Genomic DNA, 13364 nt, shown 5'->3' on the forward strand with positions numbered 1-13364 from the left:
GGAGGTGCGAGTGTCAGCGCAGGGTGCAGGACATCCCGTTGAGGCTGATCGTGGCGGGGCTGCCGTTGACCCCGGTCCACTCGGCCAGGAAGCCGACCTCGGCGCTGGCGTCCGCGGCGAGGGTGCCGTTCCAGCTCGTGTTGTGGACCTCGACGGCCGCGCCGGTCTGCTGGTGGCTGCCGTTCCACAACTGGGTGATCCGCTGCCCGTTCGGGAACGACCAGCGCAGCGTCCACCCGGACAGGGCCTGCGGGGTGGTGTTGGTGACCCGGACGGTGCCCTGGAAGCCACCCGGCCACTGGTTGGTCACCGTGTACGCCGCCCGGCAGGCGGTCTGCCCGCCGGTCGGGGTGGGCGTCGGGCTCACCGTCGGGCTGACCGTCGGCGAGACGGTCGGGCTGACGGTGGGGGAGACGGTCGGGCTGACCGTCGGGCTGGCGGTCGGGTCGATCCGGGTCGGGTCGACGATCCCCCAGTACGCCGGCTTGGCCTGCAACTCGATGTCGAACAGCAGCGGGGCGTCCTTGCGGGCCACCGGGAAGCTGTCCAGCCAGGTGTTGTCGTCGGCCAGCCCCCACACGGTCACCGAGGTCAGCTCGTCGGCGTAGCGCCGGTACAGGTCGAAGAAGTCCCGGTAGCGCAGGGCCTGGGTGCGGATCCGGTCGGCCGGCGGGCTCGGGAACGACTGCGAGGAGTCGGTGTAGATGCTGACGTCCATCTCGGTGATTTGCTGCTCCACCCCGAGCGGGACGAACTTCTGCAGCATCGCCTCGGTCTCGGCGAGCGAGGGCCACTGGATGTTGACGTGCATCTGGTGGCCGACCCCGTCGATCGGCACCCCCTCGGCCCGCAACTGGGCGACCAGGGCGTACAGCTTGTCGCGCTTGGCCGGCACGTTGGTGTTGTAGTCGTTGATGAACAGCTTCGCGTCCGGGTCGACCTCGCGGGCCACCCGGAACGCGGTCCGCAGGTAGTCCAGGCCGGTCAGCTCGAACCAGCGGCTGCGGCGCATGCCGTCGGCCTGGTTCTCGTCGATCACCTCGTTGGCGACGTCCCACACCCCGATGTCGTCCTTGTACCGGCCCATCACGGTGCGGATGTGGTCCTCGATGCGCTCCAGCACCAGCGCCTTGTTGGCCGGGGTGGCGGTCATCGGGGCCCCGCTGGCGTCGGTGAAGACCCAGGCCGGGGTCTGCTGGTGCCAGACCAGGGTGTGGCCGCGGACCGCCAGGCCGTTGTCCCGGCCGAAACCGACCTGGGTGTCGGCGTCGGTGAACCGGAACTGGCCCTCGGTGGGCTGGGTGGCGTCCCACTTGAGGGCGTTGCCGGGGGTGACCGAGTCGAAGTGGCGGCGCAGCAGGACGGCGTGGCTGCCGATGATCTCCGGTGCGCCGATCGCGGCGCCGATCGGGAAGTCGTCGGCGAGCACGTCCTTCAGCGCCGGGATGTCGGTCTGCACCGGCTTGGTCGGCTGGTACGACAGGACGAAGTCGTCGATGTGCAGGGCGGCGGTGCCGCTGGCGGTCTCCACGTACGCGGAGAGCCGGTCGGCGTCCTGGGCGAGGGTGTAGCTGCCGCGCAGCTCGACCCAACCGCCGGCGGTGACGTCGGTGTTGCCGACCACCTGGTCGTAGGCGACCGCGTCGCCGGCCCCCCGCTCGACGCTGAGCCGGACCTGGGCGGGGGACTCGCCGGGGGCGAGCCGGACCCGGACGGAGAGCGAGTACCGCACGCCGGGCTCCACGATGTCGAGCAGGTCCCGGGCCGGCCCCTCCCAGCTGCGGGTCCGGCCGGTGACCGCGAGTCCGTGGGTGCCGGTGTGGGCGGCGGCGGTGCTGGCGGTCACCGTCTCGTCGGCGCGGGGACGCCAGCCCTGGCTGGTGCCGTCGTCGAAGGTGCTGGTCAGCACGACCACCGGTGCGGCGGCCTGGGCGGTGGAGGTGGCGACGGGTACGGCGGTGACGAGGGCGGCCAGGGCCACCAGGGCCGCGCCCAGGGTGAGGTGACGGCGCGTCCTGAGAGCGCGCATGCGGGATGTCCTTCCACTGCGGGGGATACGGGTGCGCGTGGGTCGCTCGCGATGGCGAGGACCGCACGCCGGTTCGCCGACATGTGCCCCCATGCCGGCCGCGTGTCCGTGCCCCGGGACGGCGCCCACCAGGGCTGCCGTCGACAAGTGTCGATCATAGGTGGTCGGTGGCCCGTCACGCCAGGCTGTCATCCTGGGTTGACAATCCGGGGGTGTCAACGTAAGTTGACGACATGAGTCAGGCGACGGAACTCGCGGCGGCGGCCGGCAGCACCGACCCGAAGGTCGGGCTGCGCGCGGTCCGCGCGCTGCGCCGGCTGCTCGAACGGCTCGAGGTGATCCAGGTCGACAACGCCCGTCAGCAGGGCTGGTCCTGGCAGGAGATCGCCGACGCCCTCGAAGTCAGCCGACAGGCGGTCCACAAGAAGCACGCCGGGCGACCGGCGGTCCGACAGTCCTGGGAGGCGTGATGTTCGAACAGTTCACCCACCGGTCCCGCGAGGTCGTCCACCGGGCGCTCGACGAGGCCCGCGCCGACGGCCACCAGCCGGTCGGCACCCAGCACCTGCTGCTGGCCCTGCTCGCCGACGAGAGCAGCCTCGCCGCCCGGGTGCTCGGTGACGCCGGCCTCGACGCCGACGACCTGCGCGGGCGCATCCGCCGGCACACCGAGGCGGGCGGGCCCGACCTCGGCCCGGCCGACGCCGCCGCGCTGCGGGAGATCGGCATCGACCTGGCCGCGATCGTCGCCCGGATCGAGGAGTCCTTCGGCCCGGACGCGCTGCGCGCGGCGGCACCAGCACCACGGGGGCGCTGGTTCCGCCGGGCCACCCCGCGTCGGACCCGGTCCGGCGGGGGCACCTTCGCCCCGAGGTCGAAGAAGGCCCTGGAGCTGTCGCTGCGGGAGGCGATCAGGCTGCGCCACCGGCACATCGGCACCGAGCACATCCTGCTCGGCCTGCTCCGCGAGGGCGACGGACTGGCCGCGCTGGTGCTCACCGAGGCCGGGGTCGACCTCGACGATTTGCGCCGCCGGGTGGAGACCGCGCTGCGCGCCGCCGCCTGATCCCGACCCCGGCCCCGCAAACCTCTCTGTGGGCATCTGCACCCCGGATTCCGTCGGCTCGCCGAACCGACCGGGGTGCTGCACACTGACGCCGTGACTGGTGGACAGGACGGGCGGCCCGGAGATCCCGGCGGTGGCCCGCACTCGGCCGTGGTGGTCAACCCGGCGAAGGTGGCCGACCTCGACGAGTTCCGCCGGATCGTCGACGACACCCTGACCACCGCCGGCTGGCCGGCCCCGCGATGGTTCGAGACCACCCCCGACGACCCCGGTCGGGGCCAGACCGAGCAGGCGGTCCGGGCCGGGGCCGAGGTGCTCTTCGCCTGCGGCGGCGACGGTACGGTGATGTCCTGCGTGAGCGGCCTGGTCGGCACCGAGGTGGCGCTGGCCGTACTGCCCCAGGGCACCGGCAACCTGCTCGCCGCCAACCTCGGCCTCTCCGTCGACCTGCCCGCCGCGCTGGAGGTGGCCGTCGAACGCGGTCGCCGCCGGCTCGACGTCGGCGCGGTCGACGACCAGCACTTCACCGTGATGGCCGGGATGGGCTTCGACGCCCAGATGCTCGCCGACACCTCCGAGACCACCAAGGCCCGCATCGGGTGGCCCGCGTACGTGATGGGCGCCGCCCGCAACCTGCGGGACCGGCCGATGCGGGTGACCATCCGGATCGACGACCGTCCTCCGCTGCGCCGCCGGGCCCGCTCGGTGCTGGTCGCCAACGTGGGCCGGCTCCAGGGCGGGGTACGGCTGCTGCCCGAGGCGGAGCCCGACGACGGGTACCTCGACGTGGCCGTGCTGACCCCGCGCACCCTGCGGCACTGGCTGGCGCTCGGCTGGGCCGTCGTCCGACGCCGGGACCGGGTGCCCCGGATGGAGGTGCACCGGGGCCGGCGCATCGAGATCACCAGCACCCGGGCGCAGCCCCGGGAACTCGACGGGGACCTGATCGACCCCGGCCGCACGCTGCGCGCCGAGGTGCGTCCCCAGGCGCTCTGGCTCTGCGTACCGCAGCCGCAGGAGTCGCCCGACCTGAGCGTGGACGCCGAGGGAGCGAGTGAGCGGGGGGAGGAGCTGATCGAGGAGGCCCACCGTGAGTAGCACCCGGCTGGTGCCGGAGACCCGGCTGATGGCCGACGCCGAACTCTCCGCCGACGACGCCTGGCACGCGCTGCGGCGGTACGGCGGCTGGGCGCTGCTGCGGGACGCCTTCGTCCGGTTCCGGTACGGCGACGGGTTCAGCCACGCCCGCGCCTTCGCCCTCCAGCTCTGCCTGGCCGTGGTCCCGTTCCTCATCGCGCTGACCGGGCTGATCAGCGAGCTCGGGGTGGAGGAGGGCGGCGAGGTCGTCGCCGACACGGTGCTGGCGCTGACCCCCGGCGCGAGCGAGACGATGGTCAAGGAACTGCTCGGGGAGGGGGAGCGCACCGAACGGGTCGGCGAACTGGCCCTCGGCCTCGGCCTGGTCACCGGGCTGGTGGCGCTGACCAGCACGATGGCCCAGATCGAACGGGGCGCCAACCGCATCTACGGGGTGGAGCGGGACCGGCCCGCGCTGTGGAAGTACGTCCGGGCGGCGGTGCTCGCCGTCGCCGCCGGCCTGCCGGCGCTCTTCGGGTTCCTGATCCTGGTCGCCGGCGGGCCGATGGGCGACTCGGTGCAGCGGCACTACCACTGGGGGGTGGGGGCGGACGCCGGCTGGGACGTGGTGCGCTGGCCGCTCAGCCTCGGCCTGACCGTGCTCGCGGTCGCGGTGCTGTTCCGGTACGCGCCCCGGCGCCGCCAACCCGGCCTGTCCTGGCTCTTCTTCGGCGCCGGGATCGCCACCGTGCTCTGGTGGCTGACCAGTCTCCTGCTCGCCGCGTACGTGGCGTTCGGCAGCGGCTTCGGCCAGACGTACGGGGCGCTGACCGGGATGATGGCGCTGCTGCTCTGGGCCAACCTCACCGGCATGGCGCTCTTCGGCGGGCTGGCCTTCGCCGCCCAGCTCGAAGCGCTGCGGATCGGGGTCGAGGATCCGGCCCGGCCCGACCTCTGGGCACCGGAGACCGACCGCTCGCCCCTCGACGACACGGGCGAGATGACCGCTCTGTGACCCCCCGGGATTCGGGTGGGGTGTACCGGATCGGGCCAGAGGGTACATGCGGCACGCCAGAGCGAGAGGGAGGCTGCCGTGACCGGGGTCAGAGAGCTGCTGCGCAGACCGTTGGGCCACTTCACCGAGCGCAGCCTCGCCGGGCTGGCGCTGATCCTCGGCGCGGGGGTCGGGTTCGGGCTGCTGCTGGTGCTCGTCCGGGTGGAGTGGACCCCGCTGTACGACGTCGACCACGGCATCGCCGCCCGACTCAACGAGCTGATCGCGCCGATCGGCCCGCTGGTCACCGTGCTCACCGCGATCACCGACCTGGGCGGCCGGCCGGTGATCGTCTGGCTGGTCAGCGTCGCCGTGGTGGGTCTGCTGATCCGTAAGCAGGGCCGGCTGGCGATGTACGTGATCGTCACCGGGCTCGGCGCGCTGGTCCTCGACCCGTCGTTGAAGGCCCTGGTCGACCGGCTCCGCCCCGAGGTGGACGTGCCGATCGGCACGTACGCCGGGCAGAGCTTCCCCAGCGGCCACGCGCTCGGCTCGACGGTCGCGTACGGCGCGGTCCTGCTGGTCTTCCTGCCCGCCATGGCCCCGCGCTGGCGCAAGCCGGCGATCGCCCTGACCGGGCTGGTGGTCTTCCTCATCGGGTTCACCCGGGTCGCCCTCGGCGTGCACTTCCTCTCCGACGTGCTCGGCGCGTGGCTGCTCGGCGCGGCCTGGCTCGGGGTGACCGCGTACGCCTTCCGGCTGTGGCGCCTGGAGCGCGGCCGGCCACCGGCGTCGTTCACCGAGGGGCTGGAGCCGGAGGCCGCGCGCGACGTGACGCCGGCCCCGGACGAGGAGAAGCTGCTGCCGCACGCCCGCGCCGGCATCGCCGAGCTGCTCGTCGGCTGGGTGCTGATCTTCGGCCTGCTCTACGGCTTCGGCATGTACGTCAGCTACCACGCCGGGGGCACCTTCTTCGAGCGCCTCGACACGGCCGTGCCGGACTGGTTCGACGCGCAGCGCACTCCGACCGGCGACGACGTCAGCTACTGGTGGAGCAAGGTCGGCGACACCCACGCCATCCTGCTGATCTCGCTGGTCTTCTGCCCCCTGGTGCTGGCGGTCTGGCGGCGCTGGCGGCCGGTGCTCTTCGTCGCGCTGACCATGTTCGGCGAGTTGAGCCTCTTCCTCGCCTCGGCCGCCGCGGTGGACCGCCCGCGCCCGCCGATCGAGAACCTGGACGGGCCGATGCCGACCTCCTCCTTCCCGTCCGGCCACATCGCCGCCACCATGTGCCTCTGGCTGGCGATCGCCGTGGTCGTCTTCCCGCGTACCGACCGCTGGTGGCGGTGGGTCTTCGTGGCCCTCGCGGTGGTCATGCCGGTCGGCGTGGCGGTCTCCCGGATGTACCGGGGCATGCACCACCCGACCGACTTCATGGGCGCCATCCTGCTCACCGCCTGCTGGGTGGGCCTGCTCTACTGGGTGATCCGGCCCAACGCCGACGTGCACGGGGGCAACCAACCGGCCATCGAGTCCGAGGAGGTGGACACCCTCGACGACGAGCTGGCCAAGGCCGGCCGCCCGGCCTGACCAGGACCCCGGGAGCCGGCGCCGTGCTGCGGGTGATGACCTGGAACATCCGGACCGGTGGCCGGGACTCCGGCGGAGCCGACCGGCTGGACCTCGTGCTCCGGGTCGTCGACGCGCAGCGGCCCGACCTGCTGGCCCTGCAGGAACTGCGCGGTTTCGACCGGGCCGGCCTGGCGCAGCGGGTCGCCACCGCGGTCGGGATGCGTCCGCACCTGGCCCGCAGTCGGTTCGGCCAGCCGGTCGCGGTGCTGGTCCGCCCGCCGCTGCGGGTCCGCGCCGCCGCCCCGGTACGCCGCCCGTTCCACCATGCCGCCCAGCGGGTCACCGTGGAGACCGACGCCGGCCCGCTCACCGTGCTCGCCGCGCACCTGGACCCGTACTCGGGCACCCGCCGGCTGGTCGAGGCGGGCTGGCTGGCCGCCGCCGTACGCCGGGCACCGGGGGACCTGGTGCTGCTGGCCGGGGACCTGAACACCCTCGACCCCGGCACCGACCACACCGACCGGCTGGCCCGGCTGCCCGACCCGTACCGTCGTCGGCACCTGCGCCGGGACGGGCGGACGGTGGAGACCCGCGCGGTGGCCCGGCTCGCCGCCGCCGGCCTGGTCGACCTGCACGCGGCCCTCGCGCCCGGCGACCCGGGGCTGACCGCGCCCACCCGGCACGGCGGCGGCGTCGAGTTCTCCGGGATGCGCCTGGACTACCTCTTCGCCACCCCGGCCCTGGCCCGGCTGACCCGCTCCTGCACGGTGCTGCGCGACGGGGAGACCGACCGCGCCTCCGACCACTACCCCCTCACCGCCACCCTGCAGGTGTAAGGAAGGGCCCCCTCTTAACGTTTCCGGTAGAGGAGGGGCCCCTTGTTAACAGCCCCCCGCACCCGGCACCCGGCGGTGCACAGCAGCCGGCCACGAGGCGGAAGCCGGGGACGTGTCGATCATGGGGTTAGCGGCATCCGATGTCGCTCCGGCTGCCGCCAACTCCATGATCAACGGGGTGACGGGAGGGGGGGAGGGAGGGGAGGGGGAGGGGGAGGGGAGAGGGGGCGGGGGGGTTAGAGCAGGGTGTTGAGGAGGATGGTGAGGAGGACCGAGGCGAGGATCGAGAAGAGGATCATCAGGAGGCAGCCGAGGCCGCCGCCGAGTGGCCGGATCTCCGTGTTGCCGATGCGCATGCGGTCCACCTGTCCGTCGATCGTCAGCAGAAAGGGTACCGGGCGAGCCCGGGGCGTGACCCGGATCGCCGGGCGGGTCAGAGTGCCTTGAGCCGGGGTACCAGCTCCTCGCGGGCCCAGTCCAGGAACATCGGCTGGCTGTCGCCGCCCACCTGGACGACCGCCACGTGGGTGAAGCCGGCGTCGACGAACCTCTTGAACGCCGCGACGTGCCGGTCGACGTCCGGGCCGCAGGGGATGCCCTCGGCCACGTCCTCCTCGCGGACGTACCCGGTGGCGGCGGCGAAGGCGTCCGGGTCGGGCAGGTCCGCGTTGACCTTCCAGCCCAGCCCGAACCAGCGGAACTGGTCGTGCACGGTCGCGCGGCACTCCGCCTCGTCCGGGCCGTAGCAGATCGCCACCTGGCCGAACCGGGGCTGCCCGGCACCGCCCGCGTCGTCGTACAACCGGATGATGCGCGGGTCCGGCTCGGTGGCGACGAGGCCGTTACCGTACTCGGCGGCGAGGGCGGCCGACGACGGCCCGGAGGCCGCGACGGCGATCGGCACCGGGCGGTCCGGCCGGTCCCAGACGTAGGCGTCGGGGACGTCGAAGTGGTTGCCGGAGAAGGTGAGCGTCTCCCCGTTGAGCAGCGGCCGGATGATCTGCAACGCCTCCTCGAACATCTCGTGCCGCTGCTGCACGTGCGGCCAGCCGCCGACCACGTGCTCGTTGAGGTTCTCCCCGGCGCCGAGTCCGAGGGTGAACCGGCCGTCCGAGAGCACCCCGATCGTGCTGGCCTTCTGCGCGACCACCGCCGGGTGGTAGCGGCGGATCGGGCAGGTGACGAAGGACATCAGCTCGGCCCGGGAGGTGGCGTGGGCGACCGCGCCCAACACCGACCAGGCGTACGGGGAGTGGCCCTGCGTGTCGAGCCACGGGTAGTAGTGGTCGGAGACGACGAGCTGGTCGAAGCCGGCCGCCTCCGCCCGGACCGCGTAGTCGACCAGGTGCTTCGGGCCGGCCTGTTCGGACATCAGGGTGTACCCGACGGTCACCATGGCGGGGGTCTCCTCTCACCGACGCTCACCGGCTCTCACCGACTGTCACCGGCGACGGGACTTCCCACCGACGCCGCAACAGCCTCGGATACCCCGGCGGGCGACGATCAACCCACCCGGGTGGGTACCCGCTGAGCTGGGCACCCGCTTGACGTGACGGCCATCGATGGATAAGGTCCGGACTTAACCGGTTCAGCCGGGTTGGCGTACATCCTGTGGTGGGGATGGCGCACCTGTGGCGGCTCATCTCACCGTGAGCCGTCACAGGGCTCGCCGCGCTCAGGTCCGGGAAACTGAACCGGTTGCCTGGGCAGCGGCGGCACCCTACGCTGATGCCGCGTCGCCGGAGCCGGGCGGCGGCTGTCGGGCTCAGCCGCCAACCCCTGTCACGACCGCACCCCCACCTGGGCACCGGGGGACCCGTCCCTGAGGAATGCCATGAAGAAACGACTGTCCGCCGCCGGGGCCGCCCTGCTCGCGCTGCTCGTGGCCGTCCTGGCCTTCGGTCAGCCGGCCCGCGCCGCGACCGGCTTCACCGTGGCCGACGGCAAGCTGTACGACGCCAACGGCAACGAGTTCATCATGCGTGGCGTCAACCACGCCCACACCTGGTACCAGCAGCAGACCAGCTCGTTCGCCAACATCAAGGCCCTCGGCGCGAACAGCGTCCGGGTGGTGCTCGCCAGCGGCCAGCGCTGGACGAAGAACGACACCGCCGACGTGGCCAACGTGATCTCCCTGTGCAAGGCCAACCGGCTGATCTGCGTCCTGGAGGTGCACGACACCACCGGGTACGGCGAGCAGGCCGGCGCGGCCACCCTGGCGCAGGCCGTCGACTACTGGATCAGCGTCCAGAGCGCCCTCGCCGGCCAGGAGAAGTACGTCATCCTCAACATCGGCAACGAGCCGTACGGCAACCAGGGCTACGGCACCTGGGCCACCGACACCGCCAACGCGATCAAGCGGCTGCGCACCGCGGGCTTCGCGCACACCATCATGGTGGACGCCCCGAACTGGGGTCAGGACTGGTCCTTCACCATGCGGGACAACGCCGCCTCGGTCTTCGCCGCCGACACCCAGAAGAACACCGTCTTCTCCATCCACATGTACGGCGTCTTCGACACCGCCGCCGAGATCAGCGACTACCTCGGCCGGTTCCGGGCCGCCAAGCTGCCGATCGTGGTCGGGGAGTTCGGCCACAACCACTCCGACGGCAACCCGGACGAGGACGCCATCCTCGCCTACAGCCAGGCCAACGGCATCGGCTGGCTGGGCTGGTCCTGGAGCGGCAACGGCGGCGGGGTGGAGTACCTCGACCTGGCCATCAACTTCAACCCGGCCAACCTGAGCAGCTGGGGCCAGCGCCTCTTCAACGGGGCCAACGGCATCAAGCAGACCGCCCGGGAGGCGTCGGTCTTCACCGGCACCCCGCCCACCACCCCGCCGACCACCCCGCCCACCACGCCGCCGACGACCCCGCCGACCACGCCGCCGGTGGGTGCCGGCTGCACCGCCACCTACGCGGTGACCGGCCAGTGGCAGGGCGGCTTCCAGGGCGACGTCAAGGTGACCGCCGGCAACGCGGCGATCAACGGCTGGACGGTCCGCTGGACGTACGGCAACGGCCAGACCGTCACCCAGTCCTGGAACGCCACCGTCAACAGCAGCGGGTCGGCCGTCACCGCCGCCAACGTGGCGTACAACGGCCGGCTCGGCGCCGGGGCCAGCACCTCGTTCGGCTTCATCGGCACCTGGAACGGCACCAACTCCACCCCGACGCTCACCTGCACCGCGAGCTGACCGGTACCCCTCGAACCGGTGGCCGGGCCCGTCTCGGGCCCGGCCGCCGGCGCGTGCGCGGGGCGGGGCCGGCGGGCGCGGCCGGGCCTGGGCGGCGCGGCGAGGATGGACGATCGTCATCGGCCCCCTGCCCGGCACGTGGGCCAGCCGCGTTTGACGGCGGTCGACGGTGCTGCAAGGCTCAGCGCACATGGGAGTCTGGCAGGGCGACGAGCTCCAGTTCGGCGCGGACTACAACCCGGAGCAGTGGCCCGAGCAGACCTGGGCCGAGGACGTCGAGCTGATGCGCCGGGCCGGGGTCAACCTGGTCTCCGTCGGCATTTTCTCCTGGGCGCTGCTCGAACCCGCCCCCGGCCGGTACGAGTTCGGGTGGCTGGACCGGGTCCTGGCGCTGTTGCACGGCGGCGGCATCGGCGTCGACCTGGCCACCGCCACCGCCAGCCCACCGCCCTGGCTGGCCCACCGGCACCCGGAGACGCTGCCCCGCACCGCCGACGGCACGGTGCTGTGGCCGGGTGGCCGGCAGGCGTACTGCCCCAGCTCGCCGGTCTTCCGGGAGCGGTCGCTGGCGCTGGTGGAGGCGCTCGCCAGCCGGTATACCGACCACCCGGCGGTGGTGATGTGGCACGTCTCCAACGAGCTCGGCTGCCACAACACGCACTGTTACTGCGACGTCAGCGGCGAGGCGTTCCGCCGTTGGCTGCGGGCGCGCTACGGCGACCTGGACCAGCTCAACGAGGCCTGGGGCACCGCCTTCTGGAGCCAGCGGTACCACGACTGGGCGGAGGTTAACCCGCCGCGCGCCGCGCCGGCCTTCGCCAACCCCACCCAACAGCTCGACTTCCTGCGCTTCTCCTCCGACGAGCACCGGGCCCAGGTCCGCGCCGAGCGGGCGGTCCTGCACCGGCTCACCCGGCAGCCGGTGACCACGAACTTCATGATCGGCACCGGCAGCAAGTACCTGGACTACCACTCCTGGGCCGGCGACGTGGACCTGGTCGCCAACGACCACTACCTCGACGCCGCTGACCGGGAGGCACACGTGGGGCTGGCGCTGGCCGCCGACCAAACCCGGGGGGTGGCCGACGGCGGGCCGTGGCTGCTGATGGAGCACTCCACCAGCGCGGTCAACTGGCAGCCCCGCAACCTGGCGAAGGCCCCCGGGCAGTTGCGCCGCAACAGCCTGGCGCACGTGGCCCGGGGTGCCGACGGAGTGCTGTTCTTCCAGTGGCGGGCCTCCCGCGCCGGAGCGGAGAAGTTCCACTCCGGGATGGTGCCGCACGCGGGTACCGACACCAAGGTCTTCCGGGAGGTCTGCCGGCTCGGCGCGGACCTGCGCGCCCTGGCCGAGGTCCGGGGCAGCCGGGTCGACGCCGAGGTGGCGGTGCTCTTCGACTACGAGGCCTGGTGGGGTGCCGAGCTGGACTCCCACCCGACCGTGGACCTGGACTACACCGAGCGGCTGCGGGCCTGGTACGACGCGCTGTGGCGGTGCGGGGTGACCGCCGACGTGGTGCACCCGTCGGCGGACCTGTCCGGGTACCGGCTGGTCCTGGTGCCCACCCTGTACCTGGTCCGCGACGCCGACGCGGCGGCGCTGCGCCGGTACGTCGAGCGGGGCGGGACGGCGCTGGTGACCTTCTTCAGCGGGATCGTCGACGAGCACGACCACATCCGCCTCGGCGGGTACCCGGGCGCGTTCCGGGACCTGCTCGGGGTACGGACCGAGGAGTTCTTCCCGCTGCGCGAGGGGGAACGGGTCAACCTGGACGACGGCTGCACCGCCGACGTCTGGACCGAACTGCTGCACCCGCTGGCCGCCGAGGTGGTGGCCGGGTACGCCGACGGCCCGTTGCCCGGGGTGCCGGCGGTGACCCGTAACCCGGTCGGCGACGGCGCAGCCTGGTACGTCGGCACCCGGCTGGACCGGGCCGGCACCGCCCGGCTGGTGAGCCGGCTGCTCACCGAGACCGGGGTCCGTCCGCCCGCCGAGGCGCCCGCCGGCGTGGAGGTGGTCCGCCGCCGACGCGACGGCCGGAGTTGGCTCTTCGTCCTCAACCACACCGACGAGCCGGCGCCGGTCGCCGTCACCGGCACCGACCTGCTCAGCGGCGCCTTCTGCGCGGAGACCCTGGTGGTCCCGGCCGGCGAGGTGGCCGTGGTCCGGGAGCAGGCGTGAGTGGTCTCGGGGCACCCGTGGGGACCGGCCAGGGAACGGGTCAGCGGGTACGCGAGACCGAGCGCCCCGGCCTGTCATGAGCGAGACCTTGCCTGAGGTGGCGTGGCACATCAGCACCAAGAGCCCGGACAACGGAGGCAACTGCGTCGAGGCTGGGCCGCTCCTCGACGGGTCCGGTCGGGTTGCCGTCCGGGACAGCAAGGCCCGTGACGCGGCGACGATCGTTTACCCGGCCGGAGGATGGGCGGCCTTCGTCGGCGGCGTGAAGGAGGGCGAGTTCGACTTCGTCAACGGCTGAGCCCGTATCCGGCCTGCGAGGCGTGCTCTGAGAGACCTTGGAGCCGAGTGGCCCCGATGGGCGGTCTCAAGCGGTGGTTGCAACGGTGAGGAGTTGAGACATTCTCTCGCCGGGGGT

At 72.8% G+C, this 13364-nt stretch carries 11 protein-coding genes; 9 read left to right on the forward strand and 2 right to left on the reverse strand.

Features of this window, described 5'->3' with window-relative positions; genetic code table 11:
- Positions 1 to 13: 13 nt before the first annotated feature.
- On the reverse strand, positions 14 to 2029 hold the full coding sequence (locus tag AWW66_RS21860; protein ID WP_067369627.1) for an endo-1,4-beta-xylanase: 2016 nt from the start codon (positions 2027 to 2029) through the stop codon (positions 14 to 16).
- 233 nt (positions 2030 to 2262) lie between these two features.
- Here AWW66_RS21860 and AWW66_RS21865 point away from each other — a divergent pair, with 233 nt between their 5' ends.
- The 6 genes from AWW66_RS21865 to AWW66_RS21890 all read left to right on the forward strand — a co-directional run bounded on the left by AWW66_RS21865 (position 2263) and on the right by AWW66_RS21890 (position 7574).
- Positions 2263 to 2499, forward strand: a complete 237-nt coding sequence (locus AWW66_RS21865) for an HTH domain-containing protein (RefSeq protein WP_067369630.1) — start codon at positions 2263 to 2265, stop codon at positions 2497 to 2499.
- Positions 2499 to 3095 (forward strand): Clp protease N-terminal domain-containing protein, encoded by a 597-nt coding sequence (locus tag AWW66_RS21870; protein ID WP_067369633.1) that lies wholly within the window; start codon positions 2499 to 2501, stop codon positions 3093 to 3095. Before AWW66_RS21865 ends, AWW66_RS21870 begins: the two co-directional genes overlap by 1 nt.
- A gap of 93 nt (positions 3096 to 3188) precedes the next feature.
- Positions 3189 to 4193: a diacylglycerol/lipid kinase family protein gene (locus tag AWW66_RS21875; RefSeq protein ID WP_067369662.1), complete on the forward strand. Its 1005-nt coding sequence runs from the start codon at positions 3189 to 3191 to the stop codon at positions 4191 to 4193.
- Positions 4186 to 5187 (forward strand): YihY/virulence factor BrkB family protein, encoded by a 1002-nt coding sequence (locus AWW66_RS21880; RefSeq protein WP_067369636.1) that lies wholly within the window; start codon positions 4186 to 4188, stop codon positions 5185 to 5187. Before AWW66_RS21875 ends, AWW66_RS21880 begins: the two co-directional genes overlap by 8 nt.
- A 78-nt stretch (positions 5188 to 5265) precedes the next feature.
- Positions 5266 to 6756, forward strand: a complete 1491-nt coding sequence (locus AWW66_RS21885) for a phosphatase PAP2 family protein (RefSeq protein ID WP_067369639.1) — start codon at positions 5266 to 5268, stop codon at positions 6754 to 6756.
- A gap of 23 nt (positions 6757 to 6779) precedes the next feature.
- Positions 6780 to 7574, forward strand: coding sequence for an endonuclease/exonuclease/phosphatase family protein (locus tag AWW66_RS21890; RefSeq protein WP_067369642.1), 795 nt, complete (start codon positions 6780 to 6782; stop codon positions 7572 to 7574).
- Positions 7575 to 8007: 433 nt separating this feature from the next.
- Here the strand turns inward: AWW66_RS21890 and AWW66_RS21895 are convergent, their stop codons facing one another.
- Positions 8008 to 8970: a TIGR03557 family F420-dependent LLM class oxidoreductase gene (locus AWW66_RS21895; protein WP_067369645.1), complete on the reverse strand. Its 963-nt coding sequence runs from the start codon at positions 8968 to 8970 to the stop codon at positions 8008 to 8010.
- A gap of 438 nt (positions 8971 to 9408) precedes the next feature.
- Between AWW66_RS21895 and AWW66_RS21900 the strand changes: the two genes are divergently transcribed.
- From AWW66_RS21900 to AWW66_RS21910, 3 genes are all read left to right on the forward strand, one after another.
- Positions 9409 to 10770, forward strand: a complete 1362-nt coding sequence (locus tag AWW66_RS21900; protein ID WP_067369648.1) for a cellulase family glycosylhydrolase — start codon at positions 9409 to 9411, stop codon at positions 10768 to 10770.
- 190 nt (positions 10771 to 10960) lie between these two features.
- On the forward strand, positions 10961 to 12949 hold the full coding sequence (locus tag AWW66_RS21905) for a beta-galactosidase (protein ID WP_067369651.1): 1989 nt from the start codon (positions 10961 to 10963) through the stop codon (positions 12947 to 12949).
- A 76-nt stretch (positions 12950 to 13025) separates the two neighbouring features.
- Positions 13026 to 13247 carry a DUF397 domain-containing protein gene (locus AWW66_RS21910; RefSeq protein WP_067369653.1) on the forward strand — a complete coding sequence of 74 codons (222 nt, stop codon included), beginning with the start codon at positions 13026 to 13028 and terminating at the stop codon, positions 13245 to 13247.
- Positions 13248 to 13364: the final 117 nt, after the last annotated feature.

This window comes from Micromonospora rosaria, assembly GCF_001567585.1.
Classification (GTDB): Bacteria; Actinomycetota; Actinomycetes; order Mycobacteriales; family Micromonosporaceae; genus Micromonospora; species Micromonospora rosaria.